Origin of the sequence: Tsukamurella sp. USMM236, from assembly GCF_037148755.1 — a bacterium.
Taxonomy (GTDB): domain Bacteria; phylum Actinomycetota; class Actinomycetes; order Mycobacteriales; family Mycobacteriaceae; genus Tsukamurella.
This window is the reverse complement of the sequence record NZ_JBBCSS010000006.1, coordinates 1-14,791: the sequence shown is the minus strand read 5'-3', so window position 1 is coordinate 14,791 and position 14,791 is coordinate 1. Positions and strand designations below refer to the sequence as shown.

The window sequence follows — 14,791 nt, the reverse complement described above, 5'->3', positions numbered from 1 at the left end:
GGGGCACTCGGCCCGCGCGGCCGGATCAGCAGGTGATCCTGAGCTCGAAGCGCTGGACGACCCTGCCGAGCGTTCCGTCGGTGACGTCGCCACCGAATCCCTCGACGTTGCCCGTCACGATGTATGCGCCGCCGTCCTTCCGCGCCGAGTAGGTGGACTCCCGCCCGAAGTACACCTTTCCGTTCTCGAGGGTGAGGGCGAGCGTCTCCACCCGCGGGTAGTCAGCGGTGAGGATCGTGATCCCGATGGTCACCGGCGGCTCGCCGGACGCCACCACCAAGGTTCCGGCGAGATCGTCGCACTCGACCGCGATCCGGTCGCCGCCCGGCGGCGCCACACCGTCGAGCGTCAGAGAGGCGTACGAACCACCCCGGCCGCCACCCCCGCCGCCCGCGACCGTGGCCGCGCCACTCCCCGCCGGCACCGCCGTCCCGCTCACGGACGTGGTGCAGCCCGCGATCGACGCCGCCGCGAATACGCACACCACCGCCGAACGCATCCCCTGATCCATACGGCGATCCCACCACATCCGCGGCTACAGGAGCTGCTTCTTCTGCACCTTGCCCATCGGGTTGCGCGGGAGGTCGTCGACGAAGCGGATCTCCCGGGGGCGCTTGTGCTTCGAGAGCGTCTCCCCCACGAACTCGACGATCGCGGCGGCGGCCGCATCGTCGCGCGGGCCGTCGGCGACGAGGAAGGCGACGAGGCGCTGCCCGAGGTCGTCGTCGGGAAGCCCCACGACAGCGGCCTCGCGGACGTCCGCGTGGCCGAGCAGCGCGGCCTCGATCTCACCGGCGCCGACGCGGAAGCCCCCGGTCTTGATGAGGTCGGTGGAGGCGCGGCCCACGATGCGGTGGAAGCCGGTCGAGTCGATCACCGCGACGTCGCCGGTGTCGAACCAGCCGTCGCCCACCCAGGACTCGGCCGTGGCGTCGGGGCGGTTCAGGTACTTCGTGCCGACCATCGGGCCGCGGATCTGCAGCGCCCCGATCGATTCGCCGTCGTGCGGCGCCTCGTCACCCGATTCCGCGATGATCCGCGACTCGACGCCCGTGATCGGCAGGCCGACCCAGCCGGGGCGGCGCTCGCCGTCGACGCGCGCACTCACGGTGATCAGGGTCTCCGTCATGCCGTAGCGCTCCACGATCTCGTGGCCCGTGAGCTCGCAGATCCGCTCGAAGACCGGCGCCGGCAGGGGCGCGCTGCCCGAGACGAGGAGCCGCGCGTCCCGCAGGGCCGCAGCGGATTCCGGGTCGCGGGCGATGCGCGACCAGACGGTGGGCACGCCGAAGTACATCGTGCCGCCCGCCGCCGCGTAGGCCTCCCGGGTCGGCTTGCCGGTGTGCACCAGCGGGCTGCCCACCCGCAGCGGGCCGAGGACGCCGAGGATGAGCCCGTGCACGTGGAACAGCGGAAGGCCGTGCACGAGAGTGTCGTTCGCGGTCCACCCCCAGGCGTCCACGAGCCCGTCGATGCACGCCGCGATGGCCTCCCGGCGGATGGGGACGCCCTTCGGCGCCCCCGTCGTGCCCGAGGTGTACATCAGGAGCGCGGTCGCGGCCGCGGGCGGCTCGGGCAGGGCGTGCCAGCCGCGGGCGTGCTCGCGGACCGGGACCGCGGGTAGCCCGTGCGGATCCTGCGGGGTCGCGCCGAGCCAGGCCTGCGCGCCGGAATCGGCGAGCACGTGGGCGATCTCCGCGGTGCCCGAATCCGGCGGGACGGGAACGACCGGGACGCCGGCGCGAACACCGCCGACGATCGCGATCACGGTGGCGAGCGTCGGCTCGGCCCACACCGCGACGGGGCCGCGCACACCGAGGCCGCCCAGCCGCTCGGCGACCGCCGTGGTGGCGCCGATGAGCTCGGTCCGGGTCAGGGTGCGGCCCCCGACGGTGACGGCCGGCTCACCGTCGGAGCCGGGCGGGACGGGCGTGACCGTGTGCGGCAGCAGCATGGCCCCAGCCTATGCCGCGCGGCGCCCCGTCAGGCGGCGCGGTATTGCAGGCGCGCGTCGAACGCCGCCTCGAGGAAGAGCGTGGTGATCTGGACGGCCTGCGCGCTCTCGGGCGTCACACCCGCGAGCACGGGGAAGGCGTGCACGCCACCCTGGTAGAGGTGCAGGTCGCAGGGCTTGCCGGCGCGGTCGAGGCGCTCGTGCAGGCGCTCGGCGTCGACGCGCAGCATCTCGTCGGTACAGGCGATGACGAGCGCCGGCGGGAACGCCGCGGGCTCGATCTCGGTGGCGTCGTCGTGGCCGCGGAAGGCGACCGGGCCGCGGTCGAAGAAGTCGCGCAGCCCGGCGAGCTTGCCCGCGGTGAGGTAGGCGTCGTCGATGTCGTGCCGCGGATCGTCGTCGGTGACGGTGGGCGTGAGCAGCGGGGAGAAGCCGAAGTAGGCGGCCGGGGTGCGCACGGCGTCGAGGTACGCCAGCTCCACCACCTTGGCCGAGATGTAGCCGCCCGCGGAGTCGCCGCCCACGGCGACCTGCTGGTACCGGCCGGAGTCCGTGACCGCCCGGAACACGCGGTAGCCGTCGTCGACGGACGTGCCGACGCCCACGTCGGGCAGCTGGCGGTAATCCACGTTGAAGACGGTGACGCCGAGGGTGCGCGCGAGGGCCGCCGCCACGCGGCGATGGGTGCCGGGCCCGCCTGCGAGGAAGGCGCCGCCGTGGTAGTAGCAGATCGCGACGTCGGGCCGCAGGTCGCCCGCGGTCGGCACGAGCCGCTCCACGGGGACGCCGGCGAGCTCGATCCGCTCCACCTCGACGTCGTTCGGCGTCCACCCGATGAGGTTCGCCAGGCCCTCGCCCAGGGCGAGCGGCGCGAACGACCAGGCCCGCACCGGGTACAGCGCGATCAGGGGCTTGAGCAGCAGCCGCGCCCCCGCGATCGCCAGCGCCGACTGGGCGCTCACACCGCGGTGTTCGGTGACCGACATCATCGTCTCCTCTCGCCCGACCCGGAGAGGCCGAACAGAACCGGTTCAGACTAGGCCGATGTCATCGATAGATCCAGCGAATCGAGCTATCACCGCTCCCGGCGTGTCCCGGTCGGCAGGCCCCCGACGGCCGTGACGCGGGTCACGCGCGGTCAGCCGGAGATCCCCGTCCGCTCCACGCCGGCGACGATCCAACGTTGTGCTACCAGGAAGAACGCCAGCAAGGGGGCGATCGATACCACGGCGGCGGCGAACATCGCGGGCACGTTCACCGACTGCGCCGTGATGTAGCTCGACAGGACCAACTGGACCGTCCACGACTGCGGATCCTGACCGATCACGAGGGGCCAGAGGAACGCGTTCCAACTCCCGACGAAGGTGATCGTCGCGACCGCCGCCGTCACCGCGCCCGCCCCGGGCAGCGCGACCGCGAGGAACACCCGGGCGGGCCCGGCACCGTCGAGCACGGCGGCCTCCTCGAGCTCCCGGGGGAAGCCGAGGAAGTGCTGCCGGAACAGGAAGACCGCGGTCGCCTGGAACAGGCCGGGCACGACCAGCCCCTGCAGCGACGACACCCAGCCCAGCGTGGAGACCATGACGAAGGTCGGCACGAAGGTCACGGCGGCCGGGACCAGGAGGGTCGCGAGGACGACGGCGAAGACCTTGTCGGCGTACGCCACCCGGATCCGGGCGAAGGCGTACCCGGCCGGCAGCGCGACGGCGACGGTGCCGACCGTCTGCAGCACGGCCACCGTCGTCGAGTTGAGCAGCGCCCGGGCGAGCGGGCGGGCCTCGTCGGAGAAGATCTGCCGGAAGGCGGCGCCGTCGGGGCGACGCGGCAGCCAGTCCCCCGTCGCGACGTCCATCGGCGTGCCGACCGCGCCGCGGGCCAACAGGTACAGCGGCAGCAGGAAGAGGGCGGCGAGGCCGATCAGCAGTACGTACCGCCCCGCGCGGGCCGCGCTCACCGCTCGCCCCGCCCGCGGAACAGCCCCGTGAACCGGCCCTGCGCCAGGGCGATCACCGCGATCAGGGCGGTGAGCAGGATCCCGCCCGCGCCGCCGTGCCCGAAGTCCTGCCCGTTGCCGACGGCCACGTAGTAGAGGTAGATCAGCGGCGGTCGGGCGTACGGCGGATAGCCCTGCGCGGTGGCCATCACGCCGTAGAACTCGTCGAAGGCCTGGAAGGCGTTGACCGTCGCCAGCAGCAGCACCGCGACGGAGACGGCGCGCAGCTGCGGCAGCGTGATGCGCGCGAACGTCGTCCACCCGGACGCGCCGTCCAGCGCGGCCGCCTCGTACAGGTGCCGCGGCACGCGCTGCAGGGCGGCCAGGAACAGGATCGTGTAGAAGCCCAGCTGCAGCCACAGGCGCAGCGTCACCAGCACCAGCCAGTACCAGGGCGGATCGACCACCGACAGCCACGCCACGGGCTCCGCGCCGACGGCCCGGAGCGCCGCGTTGGCGACGCCCGTCGGCACCCCGGGGAAGATCGAGCCGCGCCAGATCAGCGACGCGGCGATGTAGCTGCACGCCAGCGGCAGGAAGAAGACCGAGCGGAAGAAGGCCTGGAACCGGCGCACCCCGTGCACGAGCACCGCGAGCGCGAGCGAGCCCGCGAAGGTCAGCGGCACGACGATCGCCGCGAAGACGACGAACGTGACCAGACTGGAGCGGAAGGCGGGGTCCGCCAGCATGTCCCGGTAGTTGTCCAGGCCCACGAACCGCGTCGGCGTCACCGTGTTGTGCGCGTCGAACAGGCTCAGCCACACGCTCCACCCGATCGGGACGAGGACGAACACCGCGAGGCCCGCGAGGAAGGGCCCCGTCATCAGCCAGAACCAGAGGTGCGGCGAGTCGCGCCACGCCCCGCCCGCGTCGGGCCGGGACGGCGCACGGCGGGCGGGCCGGAGGGACATCAGCGCGGGAACCGCTCGAGTTCCTTCTCGACCACCGACGCGACCTCGCGCAGCTCCGCCATCGGATCGGCGCCACCGCGGATCACCCGGTCCAGGGCGTCGCGGTAGGCGGTGGCGCTGCGCGGCGTCCACAGCAGCGGGGTCTGGGGACGACCGACGGAGTTCACCAGGTCGGCCGCCTCGTTGTAGACGCCGGTAGCGAGCTTCGTGGCCTGCGGTACCAGCGAGCGGCGCGCCGGGACGTGCAGGCCGTAGCCCTGCGCCCAGTCGAGCTGCAGATCGGTGCGGGTGACCCACAGCCACTGTACGAACTTCTTCGCCCGCTCGACGTCGCCGCCGGCGTTGACCGAGGCGCCGTACGCGCCGAAGGGCACGCTCGTCCCGCCGTTCGGGCCGATCGCCGGGAAGGGCCGCACGCCGAAGTCGTCGCCGAGCGCCGCCCGGATCGCGGGCAGCGCCCACAGGCCCGTCCACTGCATCGCCGTCTGCCCCGCGATGAAGGCCCCCGGGTCGGACCAGTCCTGCGGCGCGCCGAGCAGCAGGTCGCCCGACGTGAACAGCCCGCGCATCGCCCGCAGGCCGACCGCGACCTCCTCGTCGACGAAGCCCGGCCTGTGGTCGGGGGTCAGGTAGTCGTGCCCGGACGACCAGAGCAGGACGCCGCCGAGGACGTCCGCGCCACCGCTGTTGCCGAGGAAGAGCCCCTTGACCCGGCCCCGGTTCAGGGCCCGCGCGGCCGACACGAGCTCGTCGAGCGTGCGCGGCGGGACGACGCCCGCCTCGGCGAGCATGGACTTCCGGTAGACCAGCAGCTGGGTGTCCGTGACCTGCGGGATGCCGTACACCCGGCCGTTGTGCGTCATCCGGTCGAGCAGCGCCGGGGTGAAGTCGGATCGCGCGTCGCCCAGCAGGTCGGTGAGGTCGGCGACCTGCCCGGCGGCGATCATGTCGATCGTGGGACCGTTGGCGAATTCGAAGACGTCCGGGCCGTCGCCGCTGACCAGCGCCGACGACACCTTCTGGTCGTAGTCGCCCGGGAAGGCGCTGACCCGCACGCCGCCGTCCGGGTAGTCGCCGGCGTACCGCGTGAGCGCCTCCGGCGCCCCCTGCTCGCCGTACTGGTGGAACCAGGCCCGCAGGTCGCCGCGGGCCCCGCCGCCGCGACCGGTGTTCCCACCGCATGCCGCGAGCGCGCCCGCGAGGGCCACGCCGCCGACGCCCGTCAGCACCGCCCGTCGGGACACACCATAGTCAGACACCGGGTAAGTATCGCAAACCTTCGTCCACGTCGCGGACCGGGCCGCGTCAGAAGAGGGCGCCCGCCAGATCACGCCGGGCCGCGAGCACCACGGGATCCGCAGGGTCGAAGAGCTCGAAGAGCTCCAGCAGCCGGGTGCGCAACGCCGAGCGGTCGTCGCCCGCGGTGACGCGGATCGCGGCGATGAGCCTGTCGAAGGCCCCCTTCGGCGAGCCGGTGAGCAGCTCCTCGTCGGCGGCGGCGAGCGCCGGTGCGACCCGCTCCTCGCCCGTCGCGCCGGCCGCCGCGTCGTCGCGCGCGATCGCCCCGGGCTCGCCCTTCGTGGCGCGGGCGAAGAAGGCCATCTGCTTGACCGCGGCCGCCGCCTCGGCGTCGCCCGGATTCGCGTGCAGGATCGCCTCGTACGCGGCGCGGGCGCCGTCGTAGTCGCCGTCGCCCGCGAGCTGCTCCGCCGCGTCGCGCCGCGGGTCCGACGGGGCCTCCCCCGCCGCCACGCCGCCACCGAACTCGGGCGGCAGCTGGGCGAGCACGTCGTCGAGCCACTGCCGCGCCGCCGGCTCCGGTTGCGCGCCCGCGAAGGCCGTCACCGCGCGCCCCGCGGCGACGGCCACCACCATCGGCACCGACTGCGCGCCGAAGGCCTGCGCGACGCCGGGCGCCCCGTCGACGTCGACGCGGGCGAGGGTCCACCGGCCCGCGTCGTCCGCGGCGAGCTTCTCCAGCACCGCCGCCATCGCCTGCGACTGCTCGCTGTACGACGCGGCCAGCAGCACGACCACCAACCGATTCGCGGACCGGTCGATGACCTCGACCGGGAAGCTCTGGTCCGTCACGTCGACCACGCCGGGCCCGGGGGCGGCGCCGGCCGGGCCCGCCTCGCCCGACGGTGCCGGGCGGGCCTGCTGGGCGGCCTTCGCCTCCGCGCGGGCCTTGAGACCCGAGAGGTCGACCGCGCCGGCCATCGCCGCGGCCGTGCGCAGCGCGCGTGCCTGATCCTGTGGAGATGCGCCTCGAGGTGTAGTCACCCCTCCATCTTGGCACGCCCCGTGCGGCGGCCGCCCGCGGCGACCGTCCGGCCCGGGATCACCGGTAGCGCTGCTGATCCGGGTCGAACCGCCAGGACGTGGGACCGGGCGCGGGCATCCCGGCGGCGGCGAGCGCGCCCCGCCGCGGGCGGTACCAACTGGTGAGCGGCACCTCGTCGACGACGTGCACCGCGTCCGGGTACTGGCCGTGCCGGCCGGCGAAGGCGTCGCTGATCTCGTCGGCCGTCAGCTCCGCGTCGTCCCGCACCGTGACCGCGGCGACGACGCGCGGCACACCGTCGGCCCCGTCGCCGGGCACCTGGTACACGACGGCCTGCTCGACCTGCCCGAGCTGCTCGAGCACGTCGGTGATCGGGATCGAGTACACCGGCCCGCGCTCCGTGACGGCGACGGTGCGGACGTCGTCGACCAGCCAGTAGTCGCCGTCCTCGTCGCGCCGGAAGAGGTGGCCCGTGGAGAACCAGGCGTCGCCCGGCCGGAAGACGCCGCGCAGCAGCACGTCGCGGTGCGTGGCGTCGGGATCGGCGCGGCCGATGAGCACGCCCACCTCGCCGTCCCCGACCTCCTGCAGGAAGCCGTCGCCGTCCTCGACGAAGCGCCCGGAGTCGAAGTAGTAGTCGACGAGGGCCACGTCGGCGCTGCCCGGCAGGCGCCGGCCCTTCGCCCCCGGCTTGCCGGCGCGGACCCTGGCCAGCACGATCTCGCCCTCGGTGGAGGCGTAGAACTCGACGACCTGCGCGTCGAAGGTCTCGCCGACGCGGCGCGAGAGCTCCGCCGACATGCCGGAGCCGATGAAGGCGCGGACCGGGTGGTAGCGCGGGATCTCCAGGCCGGGGGTGTCGAGCACCGCGCGCATGAGGTTCCAGGTGTAGCAGACCACCGTGACCCCGTAGCGCTGCACCTCGACCATGAACCGCTCCGGGTCGAAGTCGCGGGTGAGCGCGATGCGCGAGCCGCCGGCGAGCGCGCCGCCGAGGCTGGTCATGAGGCCCGAGCTGTGGCTGAGCGGGGTGAGGCAGTACACGGTGTCGCTCTGCGACAGCCGCGCGGCCGACGCGGTGCCGAAGGCGGAGAGCGCCCACCGGCCGTTCGTGACCCGCTTGGCCCGCAGCCGCCCGCCGACCTCCGAGAACATCACGAAGGCCAGGTCGCGGCCGAGGCCCGCGTCGGGCCGGTACCAGCGCGGGATCCGCACGTTGTCCGGGTCGACCTGCTCGAGGTCGACCAGCTCCGCGCCGAGGTCCTGCCGGGCGGCACCCGGCCGGTCGCGGCGGTCGCCGCCGCCGACGACGAAGACGCGCTCGGCGACCGCCACGGCCTCCTGCGCGTGCTCGGGGTCCGTGAGGACCGAGGCTGCCTCCCCCAGCCGCAGCGCGGCGGCGTAGTCGGTGCCCGGCGGCAACAGCACGGCCACGGCGCCGAGCCGTGACAGCGCGGCCATCGCGACCAGGGCCGACGGCCGGGTGTGCATGAGCACGCCCACGTGCTCGCCCTGCCGCACCCCGACCTGGATCAGGCCGCTGACGACGCGGTCGATGCGCTCGTTCACCGCGTGCTTGGTGTGCACGCGGTCCTCGTAGAGGAAGAGCTCGCCGTGCGGATCCGCCGCGGCCTGCTCCGCGAGCAGCTTGCCGAGCGAGACCTGGGTGTGCGCCTGCAGCTGCCCGAGGCGGGCCAGCTTCGGCAGCCCGCGGGTCACCTCGCGGGCGACGGCGGAGGCGCCGGCCGCGGCGCCGGAGGCCGCGTCGAGGACGTCGCGCGCGGCGACGAAGCCGACGGTGGCGATGCCGCCCAGGCCCGCGACGAGCGGGTTGACGCCCACGTCGCGGCCGTCGTCGGGCTGCATCGCGACGACGTTCTCCGGCTGCGGGCCGCGGCCCTCCAGCCAGTTGATCCACCGCGTCACCGTCGGATACGTGACCGCGCCCGCCGAGCTGCCGACGACGAGGCCGAAGTGACCGGCTGAGACCTGCGCCTCGTAGACCTCGGCCTTCGGCGCCGCCTGCAGGATCCCGCGGACGGCGCTGGGCCGGCCGATCTGGTCCGACAGGCCGACGAAGGCGAGCACGGGGCTCGTGATGGACGCGAGGGAGACGGCGTCGCCGTCGATGGCGAAGCCGCCGGTGAGCATGCGGTTGTGCACGACGAACTGCTTGAGCAGGTCGGCCACCGCGGGCCCGGCGTAGGCGACCCAGCCGTCGGCCTCGAGGAAGCGGCGCTGGTCCTCGCGCGGCAGCAGGGCGTCGCGGTCGTGCAGCTGCCGGACGAAGTCGAGCCGCGAGCGCACCGCCTTGACGGGGTTGAGCATCTCGAAACCGCGCTGCACCATCCAACTGGGGAGGTAGAAGCGGTTGAAGACGTGGTCGGCGACGAATTCGGCGCCCTTGTTGACCAGCGCGGGCGGCGCGCCGAGCGGCAGGCCCGCCGAGATGTCGACGGGGCTGCCGAAGGTCACGAGGCTCGCGATCGACCGGGACTGCCGGTAGGCGGCCACCTGGTAGCAGAACATGCCGCCCTGGGAGTAGCCGCCGATGTGCACGTCGCGACCGCGGAACACCGCCACCTGCTCGATCGCCTTGGAGATGGCGACGACGTGATCCGCGAGGTTGCGCTCGAGGCCGCCCTCCTCGCGGTCGGGCGCGCCGAAGTCGATGACCCACGGGTCGAGGCCCGCGCGGTGCAGCACCGACACGGCGCCGTTGTTCTCCGTGACGTCGAAGACGTTGGCGTCGACCATCATGGGCGGCACCAGCAGGATCACCGGCCGGTCGTCCACCGCGGGCGCCGGCGCCCGGTCCGCGAAGTACCGCCGGAGGCGGTACATCGGCGAGCGCTCGACGACCGTGAACTGCGAGGGCTTCGCCCCGGTCTCGAGGCCGCCCTGCGTGAGCACCTCGAAGCCGTTGCGCGCCGTGGCCGCCAGGCGGTTCACCGACGCCTCGAGCGCCTTCCCACCGGGCAGCCCGCCCAGGATGTCCACCATGTGCCCCACCTCTCCACAGCTTCCGTCAGCGAGTCAACGTACCGGTAGGCGGGGCGCCGTGCGTCCTAACCGCCGATCGCGTCGGCGGGCTCGGCCTTGTCCGCGGCGGTGGCCGTCGCGGGGGCGTCGAGCTTGCCGGCGCGCTGCGCCCACACCTCGAAGACGACGGAGCAGAAGGGCAGGACCGTGGCGAGCAGGCCGAGGGCGAGGGTCTTCAGGTCCCACTTGCGGGCGTAGGCGACCGCGAGGGTCAGCACGACCAACACCATGAAGACGATGCCGTGCGTCATGCCGGGCACGGCGATCGCGTCGGGCTTGTCCTGTACCCGCTTGATGATCATGCCGATGATCAGCCACACCCAGGTCAGGGCCTCGAGGAAGGCGACGACCTTGAAGGCGGTGACGATCTTGGACGCGAGGGATTCGTTCATGCGGAGTTTCTCTCTACTTCCCGGGGACGGTGATGATGAGCGCGTCGCCCTGGCCGCCGGCGCCGCACAGTCCGGCGGCACCGGTGCCGCCGCCGCGGCGGGCCAGCTCGAGCGCGAGGTGCAGGACGATGCGGGCGCCGGAGGCGCCGAGCGGGTGACCGATGGCGATCGCGCCGCCGTCGACGTTGACCTTGTCGGCGTCGACGCCGAGGTCGGCGGTGGACGCGAGGCCCACGGCGGCGAAGGCCTCGTTGATCTCGAGCAGGTCGAGATCGGCCGGGCTGATGCCCTGCTTGTCGCAGGCCTTCTTGATGGCGTTGGAGGGCTGGTGCTGCAGCGACGAGTCCGGGCCGGCGACGACGCCGTGCGCGCCGATCTCGGCCAGGTAGTCGAGGCCGAGCTCCTGCGCCTTGCTCTTGCGCATGACGACGACGGCGACGGCGCCGTCGGTGAGCTGGCTGGCGTTGCCGGCGGTGATGCTGCCGTCCTTGGCGAACGCCGGCCGCAGCTTGGCCAGCGACTCGGCGGTGGTGTCGCCACGGACGCCCTCGTCCTCGCTGACGCGGATCGGCTCGCCGCGGCGCTGCGGGATCTCGACGGGGACGACCTCGTCGGCGAACTTGCCGGCGGCCCAGGCCTCTGCGGCCTTGCGGTGCGAGTCGGCGGCGAAGGCGTCCTGCTCCTCGCGGGAGTAGGTCACCGTGTCGGTGGTGTTGAGCTGCTCGGTGAGCCCGCCCATCGGCTGGTCGGTGAAGACGTCGTGCAGGCCGTCGTAGGCGGTGTGGTCGAGCATCTCGATGCTGCCGTACTTGTGGCCCTCGCGGCTGCCCGTGAGGATGTGCGGCGCCTGCGTCATCGACTCCTGGCCGCCGGCGACGACGACCTCGTACTCGCCGGCCCGGATGAGCTGGTCGGCGAGCGCGATGGCGTTGATGCCCGACAGGCACATCTTGTTGATGGTCAGGGTGGGCACGTCCCACGGCACGCCGCCCGCGATCGCGGCCTGGCGCGCGGGCATCTGCCCGGCGCCGGCGGTGAGGACCTGGCCCATGATCACGTAGTCGATCGTCTGCGGGTCGACGCCGCTCTTCTCCAGCGCGCCGCGGATGGCGACCGCGCCGAGGTCCGTGCCGGACTGCGACTTGAGCGCGCCGAGCAGCTTGCCGAAGGGCGTCCGAGCGCCGGCGACGATGACCGTGGGGTCCTGATGGGGTGCGGACGGGGCCACTTCGTTCCTCCTAGTGGGCAGGGGTCTTCCACCTCAAAGCTACATTCGAGGCATGACAGAGAGCCAATCGCGACAAACAGATCACACCGCCCACGGCGAGCACCCCGCCGCGCACGCCGTCCCCGCCGAATACGTGCTGGGTATCGACCACGTCGGCGTCGCCGTGTCCGATTTCGACGCGGCCCTCGAGTGGTACGCCCGCGTCCTCGGCATGGTGTGCACGCACGAGGAGATCAACGAGGCGCAGGGCGTGCGCGAGGGCATGCTCTCCCCCGCCTCACTGCTGGCGGCCGACGGCGCACCGTCGAGCGCGGCGCAGCTGCAGGTCCTAGCCCCCTTCACCCCCGAGTCGACGATCGCGAAGTTCCTCGACCGCAACGGCCCGGGCATGCAGCAGCTGGCGTACCGGGTCTCGGACCTCGCGGCCGTCACCGCGCACCTGCAGGAGCAGGGCGTACGGCTGCTGTACGACGCCCCCCGGAACGGCACCGCGGGCTCGCGGATCAACTTCCTGCACCCGAAGGACGCCGGCGGGATCCTCGTCGAACTGGTCGAACCCGCGTCCTGACCCGGCACGGGCCACAATTCGGACCTTTTGCGACTGCTGACGCCGCGAGCGCGGGCCGTCCACGTACCATTCGGAGCATGGCGAATACGGACAACTTCCCGGGCGGCCCGGCGCCCGCACCGTTCGCGGTGGTCCTGCGTGGGTACGACCGGGACCAGGTCACCGAGCAGTTCCACCGGTACCAGGCCGAACTGCGCGTGCTCGCCGCCGACCGCGACGCGGCCTCGGCGCACGCGCGCGAGTTGACGGACCTCCTCGACGAGGCGCAGGACGAGATCGACAACCTGCGCCGCGAGGTGGATCGCCTCAGCGTCCCGCCGACGAGCGCCGAGGGCATGAGCGACCGCATCGCCCGCATGATGCGCCTCGCCTCCGACGAGGCCTCGGAGATCCGTGCCGCAGCCCAGAACGAGTCCGCCGAGGTGCGCTCGCTGGCCCGCCAGGAGGCGGAGACCACCCGGCGCGAGGCCGACCGCATGCGCTCGGACATGACCGCGCGCCGCGAGGCCATGGAGTCCGAGCACGAGAAGACGATGAAGGACGCGCACGCCGAGGCGGAGCGCATCAAGGCCGAGGCGAAGGCCGAGTCCGAGAAGCTGGCTCAGTCGGCCGCGGAGAACCGCGAGCGCGTCCAGAACGACTTCGACATGGCGATGTCGATGCGCCGGGACAAGGCGATCCGCACGATCACCGAGCTCGAGGACGCGTCGAAGGACGAGGCCCGGGATCGCGTCGACTCCGCGAACGAGCGCGCCGAGCAGACCCTCAACACCGCGAACGCCACTGCGGAGCAGAAGCTCGAGGACACGAACACCCGGATCGCCACGCAGGTCGCGAACGCCCGGCGGATCACCGAGGACATGCAGTCGCTGCGCGCGTCGATCCTCGATCAGCTGGAGACGGTGCGCCGACAGCTCTCGCTGGTGCCCGAGGCCCTCGCGACCGGCGACGGCGAGGCGCACGTCGTCGACAAGCGGATCGATCCCGCGTCGTTCGACCCCGCGGCGGCCCCCAAGGCGGAGCACGTCGCCGACGACGCCCCCACCGCGGCGCAGCGCGCGCAGCAGGTCCTGGGCGCGGAGGACTTCGCCGCCGACGAGGCGGTCACGGAGCAGGTCGCGATCGAGAAGCGCTAGCGCGCCCGCCGGCCGGCCTCCCTGGCCCAACAACCGCGGTGCCAGTGGCGCCGGTCGGCGACGCCTCCGCTCTCGGCGGACGGCCACACCACGACGTGCGCGGTCCCCGCGGGGATCGCCTGGTGGCATCCCGGGCAGCGGTACTCCTTGACGGCGCCCGTCCCCGTGACGGTGCGCACCTGGTAGGCCTCGTCGCCGAGGTCGACCCGCGAGCCGAAACCGCCGGCGCTCAGGGGACGGTGCCCGTCCCGCGCCGCCGCACGCTTGCGGGAGACGGGCCTGCGGCCCATCAGAAGAGCTTGTAGGACGTGTCCTCGGTGCCGCGCAGCACGTCGTAATCGACGGTGACGCACCGGATACCGCGGTCCTCGGCGAGGGTGCGGGCCTGGGGCTTGACCTGCTGGGCCGCGAGAATGCCCGTCACGGGCGCGATCAGCGGGTCGCGGTTGAGCAGCTCCAGGTACCGGGTCAGCTGCTCCACGCCGTCGATCTCCGCGCGGCGCTTGACCTCCACCGCCACGGTCCCGCCGTCCGCGTCGCGGCACAGCAGGTCGACGGGGCCGATCGCCGTCATGTACTCGCGCCGGATCAGGGTGTAGCCGTCCCCGAAGGTGTGGGTGTGCTCGGCGAGGAGTTCCTGGAGGTGCGCCTCGACGCCGTCCTTCACGAGGCCCGGGTCGACCCCCAGATCGTGGCTGCTGTCGTGCTCGACCTCGCCGATGAGGATGCGGAGCTGCTCCTCCGCCTTGTTCCGCACGATCCAGAGCTGGTGCCCCTCGGGCACGTCCTTCGCCTCGTCGTCCGACGGGGCGGTCTCGAGCCAACAGGGCGGGCTCATCCAGTTGAGAGGCTTGTAGGCGCGATCGTCCGCGTGAATGCTGACCGAACCGTCGGCCTTGACCAGGATCAGGCGCCGGGCCATCGGGAGGTGGGCGGTCAGCCGGCCCACGTAGTCGACCTGGCATTCGGCAATCACGACACGCACGGGCTCCACCTTACGGCACGGGAACGACGGTGCCCCGCTCCCCGGTGCCGGCCCGAACGGCGTGGTAGCCGGATCCGGAATCGATGCGTGGGCCGCACGGAATCGTGCGGACCCCGGGAATCGTTGTGCGGACACGAAGAAGACCCCCGCGCCGGGAGCATTTCTGCTCACCGACCCGAGGGTCTTCTCCTGTATCTAATTTTAGTCCGGCGGTGTCCTACTCTCCCACACCCTCGCGAGTGCAGTACCATCGGCGCTGGAGGGCTTAGCTTCCGGGTTCGGAATGGAGCCGGGCGTT

General features: G+C 72.9%; 14 protein-coding genes and 1 rRNA gene. 2 read left to right on the top strand and 13 right to left on the bottom strand.

The window, feature by feature from the left end; all coding sequences use genetic code 11:
• Positions 1 to 25 precede the first annotated feature (25 nt).
• The 10 genes from WFK95_RS18865 to WFK95_RS18820 all read right to left on the bottom strand — a co-directional run bounded on the left by WFK95_RS18865 (position 26) and on the right by WFK95_RS18820 (position 11,804).
• A complete protein-coding gene (locus tag WFK95_RS18865; protein WP_336671579.1) occupies positions 26 to 511 on the bottom strand; it encodes a lipoprotein LpqH in 486 nt (161 codons plus the stop codon).
• 24 nt (positions 512 to 535) lie between these two features.
• Positions 536 to 1,954, bottom strand: a complete 1,419-nt coding sequence (locus tag WFK95_RS18860; protein WP_336671578.1) for an acyl-CoA synthetase — start codon at positions 1,952 to 1,954, stop codon at positions 536 to 538.
• A gap of 29 nt (positions 1,955 to 1,983) precedes the next feature.
• The gene (locus tag WFK95_RS18855; protein WP_336671577.1) at positions 1,984 to 2,940 is read right to left on the bottom strand and encodes an alpha/beta hydrolase; all 957 of its coding nucleotides are present in this window, start codon (positions 2,938 to 2,940) and stop codon (positions 1,984 to 1,986) included.
• 152 nt (positions 2,941 to 3,092) lie between these two features.
• Positions 3,093 to 3,908 (bottom strand): carbohydrate ABC transporter permease, encoded by an 816-nt coding sequence (locus tag WFK95_RS18850; protein ID WP_336671576.1) that lies wholly within the window; start codon positions 3,906 to 3,908, stop codon positions 3,093 to 3,095.
• Positions 3,905 to 4,858, bottom strand: a complete 954-nt coding sequence (locus tag WFK95_RS18845) for a carbohydrate ABC transporter permease (RefSeq protein ID WP_336671575.1) — start codon at positions 4,856 to 4,858, stop codon at positions 3,905 to 3,907. The genes WFK95_RS18850 and WFK95_RS18845 overlap by 4 nt, the downstream gene beginning before the upstream one ends.
• The gene (locus WFK95_RS18840) at positions 4,858 to 6,117 is read right to left on the bottom strand and encodes an ABC transporter substrate-binding protein (RefSeq protein ID WP_336671574.1); all 1,260 of its coding nucleotides are present in this window, start codon (positions 6,115 to 6,117) and stop codon (positions 4,858 to 4,860) included. Before WFK95_RS18840 ends, WFK95_RS18845 begins: the two co-directional genes overlap by 1 nt.
• Positions 6,118 to 6,163: 46 nt before the next feature.
• Positions 6,164 to 7,141 carry a tetratricopeptide repeat protein gene (locus tag WFK95_RS18835; RefSeq protein WP_426001425.1) on the bottom strand — a complete coding sequence of 326 codons (978 nt, stop codon included), beginning with the start codon at positions 7,139 to 7,141 and terminating at the stop codon, positions 6,164 to 6,166.
• Between the two features lie 58 nt (positions 7,142 to 7,199).
• A complete protein-coding gene (locus tag WFK95_RS18830; protein ID WP_336671573.1) occupies positions 7,200 to 10,145 on the bottom strand; it encodes an AMP-binding protein in 2,946 nt (981 codons plus the stop codon).
• A gap of 65 nt (positions 10,146 to 10,210) precedes the next feature.
• Positions 10,211 to 10,576: a DUF3817 domain-containing protein gene (locus WFK95_RS18825; protein ID WP_224646407.1), complete on the bottom strand. Its 366-nt coding sequence runs from the start codon at positions 10,574 to 10,576 to the stop codon at positions 10,211 to 10,213.
• Between the two features lie 13 nt (positions 10,577 to 10,589).
• Positions 10,590 to 11,804: an acetyl-CoA C-acetyltransferase gene (locus tag WFK95_RS18820; RefSeq protein WP_224646409.1), complete on the bottom strand. Its 1,215-nt coding sequence runs from the start codon at positions 11,802 to 11,804 to the stop codon at positions 10,590 to 10,592.
• Between the two features lie 52 nt (positions 11,805 to 11,856).
• Here WFK95_RS18820 and mce point away from each other — a divergent pair, with 52 nt between their 5' ends.
• Together mce and WFK95_RS18810 are read left to right on the top strand one after the other, a co-directional pair.
• Positions 11,857 to 12,372 (top strand): methylmalonyl-CoA epimerase, encoded by a 516-nt coding sequence (gene mce, locus WFK95_RS18815; RefSeq protein ID WP_443081577.1) that lies wholly within the window; start codon positions 11,857 to 11,859, stop codon positions 12,370 to 12,372.
• Between the two features lie 77 nt (positions 12,373 to 12,449).
• Positions 12,450 to 13,508, top strand: a complete 1,059-nt coding sequence (locus WFK95_RS18810) for a hypothetical protein (protein WP_336671572.1) — start codon at positions 12,450 to 12,452, stop codon at positions 13,506 to 13,508.
• Here the strand turns inward: WFK95_RS18810 and WFK95_RS18805 are convergent.
• The 3 genes from WFK95_RS18805 to rrf all read right to left on the bottom strand — a co-directional run.
• Entirely contained in the window at positions 13,505 to 13,798 is a 294-nt protein-coding gene (locus WFK95_RS18805) for a hypothetical protein (protein ID WP_336671571.1), read from the bottom strand. The two genes, WFK95_RS18810 and WFK95_RS18805, sit on opposite strands and share 4 nt — an antisense overlap.
• The gene (gene nucS, locus WFK95_RS18800) at positions 13,798 to 14,493 is read right to left on the bottom strand and encodes an endonuclease NucS (RefSeq protein WP_224646413.1); all 696 of its coding nucleotides are present in this window, start codon (positions 14,491 to 14,493) and stop codon (positions 13,798 to 13,800) included. Before nucS ends, WFK95_RS18805 begins: the two co-directional genes overlap by 1 nt.
• Before the next feature lie 204 nt (positions 14,494 to 14,697).
• Positions 14,698 to 14,791, bottom strand: a 5S ribosomal RNA gene (gene rrf / locus WFK95_RS18795); the annotation flags it as partial.